The organism is Lactimicrobium massiliense (assembly GCF_900343155.1).
Lineage (GTDB): Bacteria > Bacillota_I > Bacilli_A > Erysipelotrichales > Erysipelotrichaceae > Bulleidia > Bulleidia massiliensis.
On the sequence record NZ_OUNG01000005.1, the window covers coordinates 146,181 to 161,121 of the forward strand.

Annotated in this window: 14 protein-coding genes; 2 read left to right on the plus strand and 12 right to left on the minus strand. The window is 49.3% G+C overall.

The features are described 5' to 3' along the window. The 5 genes from DHU66_RS09965 to trmD form a co-directional block, all read right to left on the minus strand. Positions 1–276 (minus strand): ParB N-terminal domain-containing protein, encoded by a 276-nt coding sequence (locus DHU66_RS09965; protein ID WP_108775808.1) that lies wholly within the window; start codon positions 274–276, stop codon positions 1–3. Continuing rightward, positions 273–1,139 (minus strand): hypothetical protein, encoded by an 867-nt coding sequence (locus tag DHU66_RS09970; RefSeq protein ID WP_108775809.1) that lies wholly within the window; start codon positions 1,137–1,139, stop codon positions 273–275. Before DHU66_RS09970 ends, DHU66_RS09965 begins: the two co-directional genes overlap by 4 nt. Continuing rightward, positions 1,124–1,570 carry a bis(5'-nucleosyl)-tetraphosphatase gene (locus DHU66_RS09975; protein WP_167836361.1) on the minus strand — a complete coding sequence of 149 codons (447 nt, stop codon included), beginning with the start codon at positions 1,568–1,570 and terminating at the stop codon, positions 1,124–1,126. Before DHU66_RS09975 ends, DHU66_RS09970 begins: the two co-directional genes overlap by 16 nt. A 67-nt stretch (positions 1,571–1,637) precedes the next feature. After that, positions 1,638–2,834: an anaerobic nitric oxide reductase flavorubredoxin gene (locus DHU66_RS09980; RefSeq protein WP_108775811.1), complete on the minus strand. Its 1,197-nt coding sequence runs from the start codon at positions 2,832–2,834 to the stop codon at positions 1,638–1,640. 97 nt (positions 2,835–2,931) lie between these two features. After that, complete coding sequence (gene trmD / locus DHU66_RS09985; RefSeq protein ID WP_108775812.1) at positions 2,932–3,663, minus strand: tRNA (guanosine(37)-N1)-methyltransferase TrmD; 732 nt, start codon at positions 3,661–3,663, stop codon at positions 2,932–2,934. A gap of 164 nt (positions 3,664–3,827) precedes the next feature. On the opposite strand from trmD, the gene DHU66_RS09990 reads away from it, so the two are divergent. Then, positions 3,828–4,217 carry a hypothetical protein gene (locus tag DHU66_RS09990; protein WP_108775813.1) on the plus strand — a complete coding sequence of 130 codons (390 nt, stop codon included), beginning with the start codon at positions 3,828–3,830 and terminating at the stop codon, positions 4,215–4,217. A gap of 20 nt (positions 4,218–4,237) precedes the next feature. On the opposite strand, the gene feoB is transcribed toward DHU66_RS09990, so the two are convergent. Beyond that, positions 4,238–6,583, minus strand: a complete 2,346-nt coding sequence (gene feoB, locus DHU66_RS09995; protein WP_108775814.1) for a ferrous iron transport protein B — start codon at positions 6,581–6,583, stop codon at positions 4,238–4,240. Positions 6,584–6,787: 204 nt separating this feature from the next. Between feoB and DHU66_RS10000 the strand changes: the two genes are divergently transcribed. Continuing rightward, entirely contained in the window at positions 6,788–7,432 is a 645-nt protein-coding gene (locus DHU66_RS10000; RefSeq protein ID WP_108775815.1) for a TlpA family protein disulfide reductase, read from the plus strand. A gap of 19 nt (positions 7,433–7,451) precedes the next feature. Here DHU66_RS10000 and DHU66_RS10005 read toward each other — a convergent pair whose 3' ends face one another. The 6 genes from DHU66_RS10005 to DHU66_RS10030 all read right to left on the minus strand — a co-directional run bounded on the left by DHU66_RS10005 (position 7,452) and on the right by DHU66_RS10030 (position 14,919). Next, the gene (locus DHU66_RS10005) at positions 7,452–8,024 is read right to left on the minus strand and encodes a manganese efflux pump MntP (protein ID WP_108775816.1); all 573 of its coding nucleotides are present in this window, start codon (positions 8,022–8,024) and stop codon (positions 7,452–7,454) included. Positions 8,025–8,236: 212 nt separating this feature from the next. Then, positions 8,237–8,803 (minus strand): nitroreductase family protein, encoded by a 567-nt coding sequence (locus DHU66_RS10010; protein WP_108775817.1) that lies wholly within the window; start codon positions 8,801–8,803, stop codon positions 8,237–8,239. Further along, positions 8,800–10,146 carry a replication-associated recombination protein A gene (locus DHU66_RS10015; protein ID WP_108775818.1) on the minus strand — a complete coding sequence of 449 codons (1,347 nt, stop codon included), beginning with the start codon at positions 10,144–10,146 and terminating at the stop codon, positions 8,800–8,802. Before DHU66_RS10015 ends, DHU66_RS10010 begins: the two co-directional genes overlap by 4 nt. Before the next feature lie 31 nt (positions 10,147–10,177). Continuing rightward, positions 10,178–12,853: a magnesium-translocating P-type ATPase gene (gene mgtA, locus DHU66_RS10020; RefSeq protein ID WP_108775819.1), complete on the minus strand. Its 2,676-nt coding sequence runs from the start codon at positions 12,851–12,853 to the stop codon at positions 10,178–10,180. 72 nt (positions 12,854–12,925) lie between these two features. After that, the gene (locus DHU66_RS10025) at positions 12,926–13,714 is read right to left on the minus strand and encodes a TMEM164 family acyltransferase (RefSeq protein WP_108775820.1); all 789 of its coding nucleotides are present in this window, start codon (positions 13,712–13,714) and stop codon (positions 12,926–12,928) included. Continuing rightward, a complete protein-coding gene (locus DHU66_RS10030; protein ID WP_108775821.1) occupies positions 13,711–14,919 on the minus strand; it encodes a glycosyltransferase family 2 protein in 1,209 nt (402 codons plus the stop codon). Before DHU66_RS10030 ends, DHU66_RS10025 begins: the two co-directional genes overlap by 4 nt. Positions 14,920–14,941 lie beyond the last annotated feature (22 nt).

Genomic DNA, 14,941 nt, shown 5'->3' on the forward strand with positions numbered 1-14,941 from the left:
TCAATGTAGATTCTGTGTATTTCCCCAGAAACTGCTGCCAGCTCTGGAATAATCGTTCATCAGCACAACCGGAATCCGGCTGAACTTTGGATCCTGCTTTGCCAGAATCGCACAAGCACTTAAGCGTCTTCTGCCATCCACACATACATAGCCGTGTTCTGTCACATTGACCTGCACGGCAATGGCCATCCCATGCATTCGGATACTCTCTGTCAGATTTCCGGGATCCTGATATTCATACTGGATTTCATCCAGATTCACAATCGTATTAATCATTTTCTGCTTTCCATCAAAAACTGTGCATAAGGCACATCCTTCCTGCTGACATACAGCAGTGCCGCAAGAGGCAGGATACTGGCCCGCCTGAAGAATGCATCGGCAGCAGTGATATCATTCCTTCTGCCATAGATATCATTGTAAAAGTGATACTGCCCATTGCCAAGGGCAATATAGAACGCATAATGGGTGCCTGCCTGATGGGCATACAGGATGATGCCGGCACCGCTACCAGCCATTCTGTTTTGGATCATACCCGTTGTACCAGGACACCATCTGGCAGAAATCTTTTTGCTTTTCAGAAAGCTTTGCAGTGCAAACAGATTTTCACCATAGCGCTCATGAAACAGATTGGCACGGGCAAGGGTATCGGCCGTTTCCTGCATGAACTGCTCTTTGCCGCAGGCTTTGCACAGGTTGTACGCCGCGATCCAGCCGCAGCCTTTCTCACTTGTTGGATAATTGCCAAAGGGCAGATCCTGCATGCGTCCCTGGCTGATAATAAAGCCGTACGGATCAAAGATACTGCTGGCACATGCACGCCGCCAGTCTTCCATCATCCACTGCATGCCCTGTCCTTTGGGAAAGAACAGGTTGGCAGCCAGTGCCTTTCTTTCCAGCCTGTTAACATGTTTTACTTCAATATAGGCAGGGCTGTTGAGAGAAATGATACAGTGCACAGCATAGGCTGTCAGACAAATCGCCTGCGGCAGCGGCATGGGATCCAGTTCCAGCATCATCTCTGCTTTGTCCTTTTCCCTGTTCCAGGCAAAATGTCCCACTGTCCCGCCATGAAATAAAATGGCTCTGCCGCTGGCAAAGCCATCAATTGGCACAATTTTCAGAATCAGTTCAGAGGCCATCTTACTCCATCCGGATCTTCTTTACGCAAAAAGGCAATGGCCTTGTGAAACAGTTCCGCATCATTCGGATAGGAAAGCAGTGCCTCGGTATCAATCACCGATGCCCAGTGCATCTCCAGCAGTTCTTCTTCCTGGATCTTTTCGCTGCCTCCGGTCATCTCAGCAAGGAAGTAGACAACCTTCTTTTCAACACCTGGTTCCGGGGAATAATACGTGCATTCCCGGAAGCCATCCAGAAAGCGCACATCTAGCCCGGTTTCCTCCTTGATCTCACGGGTGGCAGTTTCATGTTCTGTCTCACTGCCTTCCACATGTCCCTTTGGAAAGCACCAGTGTCCCTGCTTCTGACGGATCACGAGCACCTGCAGCTTCCCATGATTGACTCGGATGATCACAGCACCGCATGATATTTCTTTTCTGGTTTCGGTCATGATGTTCATATCCTCCATCCAGTTGTAGATTATACCAGCGAAAAGAAAAACCGGAGAATCCGGTTTCTCATGCGTCTACTTTTTCAGCGAACTGTCTGCCCCAGTCTTCTGCCTGCTTCAAAGCATCCTCATCCGGGATCCAGATCTGCTTGAGGCCAGCCTCATCCACAACATCAAAGCCGGAAGCCTTCAGTTCTTCACCGATCTTCTTCGGTGCTTCACCGCTCCAGCCATAGCTGCCAAAGCCGGCTGCCTTCTTGTTCTTGAAGCCAGAACCCTTGATCAGCTCAAGAATACCGCCGATGGAATACAGCACGCCATGGTTATAGGTCGGTGAACCAACCAGAATTGCCTTGGAGCGGAATACATCGGTAATGATGTCACTCTTGTCACGCTTGGAGGCATTCAGCAGAACAACCTCGGTTTCCGGATCATGATCACGAATGCCGGCTGCCAGTGCCTCGGCCATCTTGCGGGTAGAATCCCACATGGTGTCATAGATGATGGAAATACGGTTTTCCTGATAGTCAGCGGCCCACTTTGCGTATGTCTCCACGATCTTTTCAGGATGTTCACGCCAGATGACGCCATGGCTCGGTGCAATCATGCGGATATCCAGGTTCATCGCAGCCAGATCCTTGATCTTCTTGGTCACGAATGTGCTGTAAGGCACGATGATATTGGCATAGTACTTGATTGCCTCATCAAAGATTGCCTTTTCGCAGTTCTTGTCATTGAACAATGACTCGGTCGCATAATGCTGACCAAAGGCATCGTTGGAGAACAGAATGTGATCTGTATCCAGATATGTGAACATCGTATCCGGCCAATGCAGGAACGGTGCCTGAATGAACGTCAGGGTGGACTTGCCGATGTTCAGGGTATCACCTGTTTTCACATTGACAAAGTTCCAGTTCTGATGATAGTGTCCGCGCAGGATCTTCTCACCTGCCACCGTGCAGTAAATCGGTGTATCCGGAATTTCACGCATCAGTTCCGGCAGTGCACCGGAATGATCGATTTCGTTATGATTCATGACAATGTAATCAATGTCATGCAGATCAATCTCCTGCTTCAGTCTCGCTACAAATTCCTTGTCATACGGCTGCCATACCGTATCAATCAATACTGTCTTCTCATCTCTGATTAGATAGCTGTTATAGGAAGAGCCATCGAATGTGGAAAGCTCATCGCCGTGAAATGTCTTCAGCTGCCAGTCGACTTTGCCAACCCAGTCGACCCGTTCAGAAATCTTCTTGCCCATGCTTGAGATATCTCCTTTTTCCATGTGATATTTTTGCATAATATGCCGTCATGTCAACTCAGACACACCAATTTTGACCATGCAGAGAAGAACTTGTTCAGTTTTTCTCATTTTTTGCCAAAAAAAGCCGTAATGCTTTTTCTTCCGCTTTCGTCATAGGCTTTTTTGCGATCAGATCCGGCCGCATCTGTGCCGTGCGCAGATAAGCTTTGGCAAGCCGCCAGTTTTTGATCATCGCATGATTGCCGCTCAGCAGCACATCCGGTACCTTTCTGCCTTCAAAGTCAACCGGCCGGGTGTACTGCGGATATTCCAGCCGGTCTGTTTCAAAAGATTCCTCAACCGTACTGTCATTGGCAAGCACCCCTTCCTGCAGGCGGATGATGCTGTCAATGATGACCTGGGCAGCCAGTTCACCGCCGGAAAGAATATAGTCACCAATTGAGAGACAGCCGTCACATTCTTCATAGATGCGCTCATCCAGTCCCTCATAGTGTCCGGCCAGCAGTAAAAGATCATCCTCTTTGGAAAGATCATGGACAAGTTTCTGGCTCAGCGTCTGTCCGCCCGGATCCATGATATAGCTTCTTGTCTGTTCTGTTTTGTTTGCCCGCAGTGCCGCAATGACCGGCTCACACTTCATGATCATGCCCGGTCCCCCGCCGCATGGGGAATCATCCAGATGACGGTAGCTGCCATCTGCATAGTCACGGATATCAACCACCCTGATCTGGCAGATGCCCTTGGTCCTGGCCCGCTGGACAAGCACGCCATTGAGAAAACTGTCAAAATATTCCGGAAACATTGTCAGTACGGTAATCTGTTTCATCTTTTATCCTCTTTTGTTCATTGTGGCAATGTGTAAAAGTATACACTTTTTCAGATTCGCAATATGGATGAAATATAAAATTCTTTGTTCATAAACATGTACTGTATTTCTCTGCCTGCAGAAACTGCTATAATAAAAGCAGATATTTACCCGGGGGATTTCTGATGAGAGCAGAAGAACTGATACCATACCTGACAAAATTTGTGACTGTCACACTGGATGATTTTTCTGAAGTCTCCGGGTATATTTCCAATCCGAATGACTTCAAAACACTGGATGATTCGATCAATATGGTGCTGGTTAATGGTCTGCAGAATTCGCAGGTGCCGATTTCACGCATCATTGATATCTGTGAAGCAGTGCGTGAAGATACAACCCAGATTCCGATTGTGCAGGAATCCAGTGATCTTGTCAGCCGCACGAACAAAAAGAAAAAGGCAGCTGCCTTCAATGACCGGCTGGATGAGCTCCTTGACAAGAGTCTGTCCGATACATTGGAAGTACGGCTGCCAAATGGCAAAGTGATTGATAACTCAGGCAGAGACGGGAAGTGATTTTCCCGTTTTTCTTCTGGCTAGATGGCAAGTGTGATGAGATGGGTAATGAAGCTTGCTGCCCAGGCAATGGCACAGGTACCTCCTACCATCGCCAGTGCCCATTTCATGCCTAGCTCCTTGCGCACGGATGTAATGGCGGCAATGCATGGTGTATACAGCAGGCAGAAGATCAGCAGTGCAAAGGCATTGCCTGGTGTAAGAATGGAGGTAATGGCTGCGGTAGAGCCAAACAGGACGGACAGTGTTGCGGCAACACTCTCTTTTGCCATGAAGCCGACAATCAATGCCGTTGCGACACGCCAGTCGCCAAAGCCGCACGGCTTGAAGATCGGGGCAATCAGACCGCCGATCGCTGCCAGCATGGAATTTTCCTCTTCGACAAGATTGAACGAGAAATCAAAGGAGCGAAGGAACCAGACGATGATGGTCGCAATCAGAATGATGGAGAATGCTCTCTGCAGGAAGTCTTTTGCCTTGTCCCACATCAGCTGCAGTACGTTCTTCATGGCCGGCATGCGGTAGTTCGGCAGTTCCATGACAAACGGAACAGCTTCCCCTTTGAACAAAGTATTCTTGAATACCAATGCGGCCAGAATGCCAATGGCAATATCAATGACGTACAGTGCAACCATGATCAAGCCAGCCTGTTTCGGGAAAAAGGCATTGCAGAAATAGCCATAGATCGGCAGTTTTGCGGAGCATGACATAAACGGCAGCAGGATCACGGTCATGCGGCGGTCACGCTCAGATGGCAGTGTACGGCTGGACATGACAGCAGGCACTGTGCAGCCAAAGCCTATCAGCATGGGGACAATACTGCGTCCAGACAAGCCGATCCTTCTGAGAAGCTTATCCATGACAAAGGCAACTCTTGCCATATAGCCGGAATCTTCCAGCAGTGACAGGAAGAAGAACAGTGTGACAATGATCGGCACAAAGCTCAATACCGAACCGACACCGGTGAAGATGCCATCAATGACAAGTGAGCGGATGACCGGGTTGACATTCGCTGCCACAAGGCCATTGGAGACAACAATCGTCAGGGCATCAATTCCCTTCTGCAAAAGATCCTGCAGGAACGCGCCGATGACATTGAAGGTCAGATAGAAAACCAGGCCCATGATGACAATGAAGGCCGGAATACCGGTATATTTGCCTGTTAAGAAGCGGTCAATCTTGTTTGAGCGCATCGATTCTTTGGATTGTTTTGGCTTGATGACAGTGGCATCACAGACGCGCTGGATGAAGCTGTAGCGCATATCGGCAATGGCTGCGGCATGGTCAAGGCCGCGCTCCTCTTCCATCTGTTTGATGATGTGGCCAAGCATCTCCTTCTCATTCTCTTCCAGCTTCAATGCGTCAAGAACGTGGGGATCTCCTTCTACCACTTTGGTGGCCGCAAAACGCAGCGGGATGCCTGCCTTGGCCGCATGGTCCTCAATCAGATGCATTATGCCATGCAGTGCTCTGTGTACAGCACCATTGTGATCCTGGGGACGGCAGAAGTCCTGTACCATTGGTGTTTCCTGATAGCGCGCCACATGGATGGCATGATCGATCAGTTCCTGAATGCCTTCACCCTTGGCAGCGGAGATGGCGACTACCGGAATGCCGAGCATCTTCTCCATCTCATTGATGCGGATGGAGCCGCCGTTATTGCGCATTTCATCCATCATGTTCAACGCAAGCACCATCGGCCTGCCCAGCTCCATCAGCTGCAGGGTCAGATACAGATTGCGCTCAATATTGGTCGCATCCACGATATTGATGATCGCACGCGGCTTGGCTTCCAGAATAAACTGGCGGGACACAATCTCCTCAGAGCTGTAGGGAGACAATGAATAAATACCAGGCAGATCTGTTACTTCCGTCTCCGGATGTCCCTTGATCTTACCGGTTTTACCTTCCACTGTGACGCCCGGGAAGTTGCCGACATGCTGGTTGGAACCTGTCAGGGCATTAAACAAGGTCGTCTTGCCGCAGTTCTGATTGCCGGCAAGAGCAAAGGTCAGTGTGGTGCCTTCCGGCAGCGGATGTTCCGTGCTTTTATCGTGATATCGGCCGCCTTCACCAAGACCCGGATGGTCAACCAGCTCATCATCATCACGCTCAATGTTCTGCTTTTCAGACGCCACATGTTTGACCGTATGGCATGTAATGTTGGCAGCATCCGCCACCCGCAGAGTCAGCTGATAGCCATGAATCACAAAATCAATGGGATCCCCCATTGGTGCAAACTTCTCCAGTGTAATCTCAGCGCCAGGAATCAGGCCCATATCCAGGAAATGCTGGCGCAGTTCACCACTGCCTCCGACAATCTCAATCTGTCCTGTCTGTCCCGGCTTCAATTCATTCAGTTTCATGATAGTCCCTCAATCCGGCTCCATTATACCTGCTGCCAGATAGGATTTGTTGCGATCACAGTACAATTTAAACCATGTGTCACAATGACAGCGGTTTCAGGGCAAAAAATGACATGTTATTCATGACATGTTAGGATGTGAAAGTTTTCCTCACATACTCTCCATGTAATTCTGAGTATAATAACAGCCATCAGGAGGTAACAAATGAAGAAAACAATCATTGGCTGTGCCCTGCTGGCATCTCTTGTGCTGACAGGCTGCGGCCAGAGTAAAACCATACAGGCATCTGCCTCTGCATCCGCCTCTGGCAACAACGCAGGTGCCATCAACCTGAATGCATCCAAGCCAGATCTTTCAGCCTATGTGTTTCTGAAGGATGATGATCCTGCCTTCCTTGAAATCTCAACGGAAGAAAGCCTGAAGCTGTTTGAAAATGGCACCGGCATCGTCTTCTACAGTTATGAGACATGTCCCTGGTGCAACCGTGTGATTCCGGTGCTGGATGAAGCAGCCAAGGAAGCCGGCATTACTGTTTTATATGTCAATATCTACTCGGATGATTTCATGTCAAAGCCAGATACAGAAAAGAGTGACATCATTCAGTCACTCTATACATGTCTGGATCCGATTCTGAAAAAGGAAAAAGATTCTGAAACAGGCGAAGAAAAACCGGTCATGGAGGTACCGGAGGTTGTTGCTGTCAAGGATGGCAAGATTGTCGGCCATCATCTTGGCGTTGTGGATGATTTTACGCTGGATACCAATAACCTTTCGGAATATCAGGTTACCGATGACCAGGTGAAAGAGCTGAAAAATATCTATCTTGACTTGTTCAAGGAGATTCAATGACCGGTGAATACCGGTTTTTTTATAAGATGCTGGAAAGCAGAATCTTCAGACCAATCGCAATCAGCAGGAAACCTCCGAAGATGGTTGCCTTGTCGGCCAGCCTGAGGCCAAACTTCTTGCCCAGCTGAACGCCGGCTGCACAGATCGCGAATGTCACGATCCCAATCAAAGTACTGGCAAACAGCGCAGATCCGATGCCATAGGAGGCAATCGTAAAGCCGACGGACAGGGCATCAATCGATGTGGCAAGCCCCTGCACCATCAGTTTGCCGGAAGATACTTCCTTTTCCGCATCTGTTTCTTCCTTTTTTGAGAACCCTTCTTTCAGCATTCCGCCGCCGATGTACATCAGCAGAATAAAGCCGATCCATGGCACCATGACCTGGAAGGAAGAAAATAATTGTACGATGGTATGGACACAGATCCAGCCGATCATTGGCATGACAAACTGGAACGCGCCGAATGTGCCGGCAATCTTCAGCATCTTTTTCTTCTGCATATGCGGCTCTTTGAGCCCATTGGCAAGTGAGACAGAAAAGGCATCCATGGCCAGGCCGATGCCAAGCAGGATGTTATCCAGGATAAAGTGCATATGTGTGTCCTCCCAAACAAAAAAGCTGCAGGCGATTGCTGCAGCATATTTGTGTCATGTATGACATTACGCACAGCAAAAAGCCAGTGCGTAAGTCTCGCGTATTAAAGCAGGCCAGGCAAATTGCCAGTATGTTGGCAGGCTGCGCATATGCGCTCGCTACTCCCTTACGGCTCTGCGATTGTCACACATCACTTCTGTGTTAGTCAAGGCTATTTCCGTGTCACAAGCGTATCAACAGACAGCTTCGGCACATGGTAGTTCCCCTGGGCATCCACCCAGTATGCAAGATCCTCACCAGCCTCTTCCACTGTGCTTTCAAGAAGCGGATAGCCAAGTGAAACAACCAGCCGTGCACTTAAGGAAGGAGCCACACCAAGCAGCGCATTCATCGCATCACGCCTGAAATTCATCAGAATACAGGCACCAATGCCCTTTTCCGCCGCACTTGCGGTGATCACTTCCGCGGCAATGCCGGCATCAATGTCAGCTGTGGCGGCATTTTCAACCGGTACAAGGATGACAATATACGCCATTGGCTCTTCATCCTTCTTTGGCTGTCCTGCGCCCTTGAGTAAAGCCGCATAGTGCAGCTGCGCGGCAACCTGATCACACAGATCACGGCTGGTAACCAGGACATACCGCAGCCGCTGCTTGTTATTGCCGCAATGGGCAAGACGCACATTTTCCAGAATCTCATTCAGATCATTATCCGGAATCGCTTTCTGCTGAAACTTGCGGATCGAACGGTCCTTGCGCATCAATGCATGCATATTCATTTGTTCTTATCCTCCTCAGCATGGAAATGTCTGCCAATATAGGCAAACCACTTGCGCAGACGGCTTTCATAGCCGATATCTGACACATAATAGAATCCTTCGTTTTTCACACCATCCGGCAGATACTGCTGGTCAACATAATGGCGTGGATAATCATGGGCATACTTGTAGCCAATGCCCCTCTCCAGCTTTGAAGCAGATTTATAATGGGCATCCTGCAGATAGGGCGGAATCTTAAGATTGCCGGTTTTCTTCACGACATCCATCGCCTTGAAGATGCCCTGGCTTGCCGCATTGCTCTTGGGTGCTGTAGCAATATAGACAGCTGCCTCAGCCAGAATGATCTGTCCCTCCGGCATGCCGACTCTTTCAACAGCCAATGCACAGTCAGTCGCAATCTCAATAGCTCTTGGATCGGCAAGACCGACGTCCTCAGCAGCACAGATCATGATGCGTCTGGCAATAAAGCGCACATCTTCCCCTGCTTCCAGCATGCGGGCAAGATAGTACAATGCAGCATCAGGATCAGACCCCCGCATCGATTTGATGAAAGCAGAGATCGTATCGTAATGATTGTCGCCATCTTTGTCATAGCGGATGGATTTCTTCTGGATGCATTCCTGCATGATGGGCAGCGTGATATGAAGATACCCATCATCACTGCGCTCGGTTGTTAATACCGCAATCTCCAGTCCATTCAATGCTGCCCGGGCATCCCCGTCCGCTGCCTCGGCCAGAAAGTCACAGGCATCCTCATCCATCTGCACCATGTCGGCAGCAACACCTTTGAAAGGATCCTGCAGGGCGCGGTGAATCAGGACAAGAAGATCATCTTTTGACAACGGCTTGAGCTCCAGTACGGTCGAGCGTGATAACAGCGCACTGTTGACCTCAAAGTAAGGATTCTCCGTTGTGGCACCAATCAGGATGACAGTGCCGCTTTCCACAAAAGGCAGCAGATAATCCTGCTGTGCCTTGTTAAAACGGTGAATCTCATCGATAAACAGGATTGTCTTCTTATGTTCAGCTTTCAGCCGGTACTGGGCTTCCTGGACAACGGCTTCCAGATCCTTTTTGCCGGCTGTGGTTGCATTGACCTGGGCAAAGTACGCACTGGTTGTATTGGCAATGACTTCTGCCAGGGTTGTCTTGCCAGTGCCTGGCGGCCCATAGAAAATCAAAGAACTGAGCCTGTCAGCCTGGATGGCACGGTACAGGATACGGCCTTTGCCAATGATGTGCTGCTGACCGACAACTTCCTTCAGTTTTTCAGGACGCATTCTGGCTGCCAGCGGCTGTCGCGTTCTGGCATCATCGCTGCCAGCTGCTTCAAACAGGTCCATGCCATCACCTCCTGCGTATTATTTTACAATGTTATAACCAGCTGCCAAACTTCCTGATATAGAATTTTTTGACAACTTCAATCGTGGCACTGTAAAGAATGAGAATGATCACCAGATAGATATAGTACTGATATGGCAGTGCGACAAAGACGGAATTCGGAAGCGAACAGAACATGTATGGAATCAGAATCGCGGCAATGACGCCAAGAATGCTGGCAAAGGCAAGCCGCACGTCGCAATGGGAGTCAATGATCGGCCGCTTGGCAGTACGGATAAACTGCACGATCATGATCTGTGAAATCAAACCTTCCACAAACCAGCCGGTCTGGAAGTATGACTGCATGGAGATGGAATTGAAGCCAAGCACAAACCACAAGCACAGGAATGTCAGCACATCAAAGCAGGATGAAACACCGCCCATGACATTCATGAACGAAGTCAAAGAGCGCATCGTCCACTGATGGGGCTGTTTCAGGAATTCCGGATCCACGTTATCCCATGGAATGGCAATCTGGGTGAAATCATAAACAAGATTCTGAATCAGGATCTGCAATGGCATCATCGGCAGAAATGGCAGGAATAAAGAAGCAATCAGCACTGAGAAGACATTGCCGAAGTTGGAGGACAGTGCCATCTTGATGTATTTGATGATGTTGCCGGAAATTCTTCTGCCTTCCTTGACGCCGTCCAGGATGACATCCAGACTCTTTTCCAGCAGGATGATATCGCTGCTGGCCTTGGCAACATCGGTGGCATTATCCACGGAAATGCCAACATCCGCACTGTGCAGGCTTGGGGCATCATTGACGCCATCTCCCATGTAGCCGACCACGTGCCCGTTTTTCCGCAGCATATCGACAACCCGCTTCTTCTGCATCGGAGAAAGACGGGCGAAGATATTCGTATTCTCCACGGCTTTGGAAAGACCTGCATCATCCATGCCATCCAGCATGGTGCCGTCAATGACATCCCCCTCTTTCTTCAGACCTACCTCATGACAGATATGCTGGACAACCACCGGTGCATCACCGGAGATGACCTTGACATCCACACCGGCTTCATACAGTCCTTCAATAGCATCCTTTGCGTCTGGCTTGGGCGGATCAAGGAACGCTACCGTGCCAAGGAACGTCATGTTATGTTCATCCTCAGCGGTAAACTGATCATCATCCGTGACGCCCGGCACCGACTTTCTTGCCGCAACAGCAATGATATGCAGACCGTCTTTGTTCAGCTCTTCGGCCTGCTGCTTGATCTTTTCAATATCCACATCATCAATGTCGATGTACTGCTTGTCAATGCGCACCTTATCACAGCATGCCAGCACCGATTCCAATGCCCCTTTGGTAATCAATACACGCTCACCATGATGGGGCAGCACACCCTCATCACCATGCGATACCTGGGATCCGCCCGGATTATAGACAAGCACGGACATTCTGCGGCGCTCAAAATCATATGGAATCTCGTCAATCTTCTCATAGCCGCCGGCAAACTCAGGCACATCATGACTCTTGCCATATTCCAGAATGGCTCGGTCAATCAGGTTTTTGACACCGGTGGAATAATAGGAATTCATCCAGGCATAGTTCAGCACAAGATGGCTGTTTTTGCCGTTGATATCCAGATACCGCTGCAGCACGATATGATCTGCTGTCAGTGTACCGGTTTTATCGGTACACAGCGTATCCATGGCACCAAAGTTCTGGATCGCCGACATATTCTTGACGATTGTTTTCTTCTTTGCCAGGAACTGGGCACCTTTGGCAAGTGTGCCATTGACGATCATCGGCAGCATATTCGGTGTGATGCCAACTGCAACTGAGATGGCAAACAGGAATGCCTCCAGCCAATTGTGTTTGATCATGCCGTTGACAAACAGGACAAAGATGACAACGACCACCATGTATGTGATCAGAATCTTCGTGATCTTCTGCAAAGAGCGGTCAAACTCGGTCATCTGTTTGCCGGTATCCACGGTGGCAGAGATGTGGCCAAGGTAGGAATTGCGGCCGGTTTTGATGATGACGCCAAAGCCGGTGCCGGAAGCTACGGTACTGCCGGAAAGACAGATATTGTCAAGCTGCGCTGCATTGACGTTCCTTGCATCTGTGCCTGCTTTCTTTTCTACCGGCACTGCTTCGCCGGTAAAAGCAGCCTCTGATAAAAAGAGATCCTTGCTTGCCAGAAGATACAGATCGCCAGAGACAATGTCACCGGAGCCGATCATTTCAATATCACCCGGTACCAGTTCTTCAACCGGCATTTCGGTTTCCTTCCAGCTGGAGCCATCCGGTACGCGTACACGGACGGTATCATGTTCCATATTCCTCAGCTTCTCAACATCGAGATAAGAACGATAGTCCTGCACAAAGCGGATCCCCGCACTCATGCATGCAAGCAGATAGATGATGCCGGCTGAAAGTGCATCATGTTCGACGATCACGGTTACCGTGCCAAGAAGCAAAAGGACGATAATAAACGCATCCGTAAATGACTGCAGCAGAAAGTTCCACCAGTGCATCTTTGTCGAGGCATGCAGGTCATTGGATCCGTAGGTATCCAGACGTTCTTCACGTGCATCCTGGCTGATGCCATTTTCATCTGCTTTCAATTCCTGCAGCACATCCGATGCCTGCCGGCGTGCATAAGCCTGATATTCTTCTTCCAGGGACTGCACCTTTGCTTTGGTAATCTTTTTCTCCATCACTGCATCTCCCGTTTCCAACTCACTAGTATAGTTTCCAAAAGAAAAATCCGCATCAAAATCTGAAGAAATTCAGAGATGCGGATACCATAGCGGCCTCGTCAATAAAGGCGTCCATGTTTTAAACATCATGATGACAACATATGGCACAATCATCTGCACAAGACACAGCACAACTGTATACGATTTACCAAGAATTTTGTACACCGTATCGAGGAAGGTGCCATGAAATGGTGCCGAGATAAACATCAGATTGCAGCCGCGGCGGTGGTTGATGATCAGCGCAATGATGCAGAACATCAGGACATACAGCGCATAATACCATAGATCATGCCAGGTCAGATTGACCAGGCCTGTGCGGTTCATCAGAATGCCAAGATACGTCATGGTACCGTGGTAGATGAAGCTGTGCACGGAAAGAAAATGGAATGTGGGATAGATCAGCAGTGAGCTGGATGGATACAGCATGAAGCAGATGCCAGCAATCAGTCCGCCGGAAGCAAGAAATACATCGCCGATATGCTGGATGATGCCCCTGCCAAAGCCGCTGGCAATGCCGGCATATAAGGTGATGGAGCAGAAATACAGCGGCACCCATGTATCATAGTCTGCTTCTGAACCAGTCCGGATGCGGAAATGAATCTTGATGCATTCCAGCCCCCAGAGCACAATGATGATTTTGCGAATCAGACTGCGCAGGGCCGCTTCTGGCAGCAGCAGTGTATGCGTCAGACCTTCATAGATGCCAAATACTGCCATACCTGCCAGCAGAAAATGTCCCGGGCTTAAAATACCAGCTGGCTTGTACTCACCAGGGTCTGCAAAGAAATAATGCATGAATTTCCTGCCAAACTGCTTCATTTCTTCATATCCTCGATCCTGACATTACGATTATGTTCAATGGGCTTCCAGGCCACATTCTTTTTAAACAGACACACGATCATCAGAGGTATCCAGATGCACATGAAGATCGGAAATAAAAAGCCCTGCACAGTGCAGTGTGCAATCTCTGCCTTATAGAGGCATCCCTGCAGCAGAGCATCAAAGCAGATATATAAAAGCAGAATCAGCACAAGCATCAAAAGCAGTGCTTTATGGAGCGGCATCGTTGCAAAGGACAGCACCAGGCCGATTCCACCGATCATGACTGCCGCGGGCATGGCAAATACCATCGCCAGATCCTGTGCCGCTGCACTGTGTGCAGCAACCCACTTCTTCAAAAGTTTTCCTGTATAGACACGCATGCACTGCACCTGGCCAAAGATCCACCGGAATAACTGGCGCAGTGACATCTTTGCATTCATCGGATACTCGTCATAACATCTGGCATCATGTACATAGGTGATCGAAACACCCCACAGGGCGCACTGGGCACTGAGTTCAAGATCTTCCGTGATTGTGACCGTATCAAAAGGATGCGCCTGCAGTATGGAAGATCTGATTACCCAGCCGGTGCCGTTGAGCACAGCCGAGCGGCTGTTATGCTGGGCACCATTGTTAAAGAGCACGTTCTGCATCTGGTAGAACACTTCGTAAAAGCCACAGAGAAACGCATCATACGTATTCTTGCCGATCCGCCTGCCCTGTGCCACCTGCACGCCGTGCTGCAAAGCGCTGTTCATAGCCGTAAAAAAACCGGCATCGACAAGATTGTCGGCATCAAAAATGGCAAAGGCATCCAGTTCCTTGTGCTTTGTCAGCTCAGCAAACGCATGGCCGAGCACATCGCCTTTGCTGTGGACCGTATTGCCATAATCGATCACATGCGCACCATAGGAACGGGCAATATCCGGCGTATGATCGATTGTGTTATTGACAAGCACATACACATCCAGAAGATCATGGGGATAATCGGCTTTGCCAATGCTGTCCAGCAGACTGCCAATCACATGTTCTTCATTGCGGACCGGAATCAAAATGGCAAAATGATGTTTTTTCTCTGTATCATGATACCGGGCAAAAGGCTTGATTAAGCCGCCGAATGCAATCAAAGCAAAATGCATTGTATATAAACCGGCAAAAACAAGCAGGACCCATCTCAGGACAGTCAGAAAAGCATTCCCCATCACGAACCACCTTTCGCATTAA

Coding starts and splice junctions, on each gene's coding strand:
- DHU66_RS09965 (WP_108775808.1), bottom strand. CDS start 276: ATGATTAATACGATTGTGAATCTGGATGAAATCCAGTATGAATATCAG.
- DHU66_RS09970 (WP_108775809.1), bottom strand. CDS start 1,139: ATGGCCTCTGAACTGATTCTGAAAATTGTGCCAATTGATGGCTTTGCC.
- DHU66_RS09975 (WP_167836361.1), bottom strand. CDS start 1,570: ATGACCGAAACCAGAAAAGAAATATCATGCGGTGCTGTGATCATCCGA.
- DHU66_RS09980 (WP_108775811.1), bottom strand. CDS start 2,834: ATGGGCAAGAAGATTTCTGAACGGGTCGACTGGGTTGGCAAAGTCGAC.
- trmD (WP_108775812.1), bottom strand. CDS start 3,663: ATGAAACAGATTACCGTACTGACAATGTTTCCGGAATATTTTGACAGT.
- DHU66_RS09990 (WP_108775813.1), top strand. CDS start 3,828: ATGAGAGCAGAAGAACTGATACCATACCTGACAAAATTTGTGACTGTC.
- feoB (WP_108775814.1), bottom strand. CDS start 6,583: ATGAAACTGAATGAATTGAAGCCGGGACAGACAGGACAGATTGAGATT.
- DHU66_RS10000 (WP_108775815.1), top strand. CDS start 6,788: ATGAAGAAAACAATCATTGGCTGTGCCCTGCTGGCATCTCTTGTGCTG.
- DHU66_RS10005 (WP_108775816.1), bottom strand. CDS start 8,024: ATGCACTTTATCCTGGATAACATCCTGCTTGGCATCGGCCTGGCCATG.
- DHU66_RS10010 (WP_108775817.1), bottom strand. CDS start 8,803: ATGAATATGCATGCATTGATGCGCAAGGACCGTTCGATCCGCAAGTTT.
- DHU66_RS10015 (WP_108775818.1), bottom strand. CDS start 10,146: ATGGACCTGTTTGAAGCAGCTGGCAGCGATGATGCCAGAACGCGACAG.
- mgtA (WP_108775819.1), bottom strand. CDS start 12,853: ATGGAGAAAAAGATTACCAAAGCAAAGGTGCAGTCCCTGGAAGAAGAA.
- DHU66_RS10025 (WP_108775820.1), bottom strand. CDS start 13,714: ATGAAGCAGTTTGGCAGGAAATTCATGCATTATTTCTTTGCAGACCCT.
- DHU66_RS10030 (WP_108775821.1), bottom strand. CDS start 14,919: ATGGGGAATGCTTTTCTGACTGTCCTGAGATGGGTCCTGCTTGTTTTT.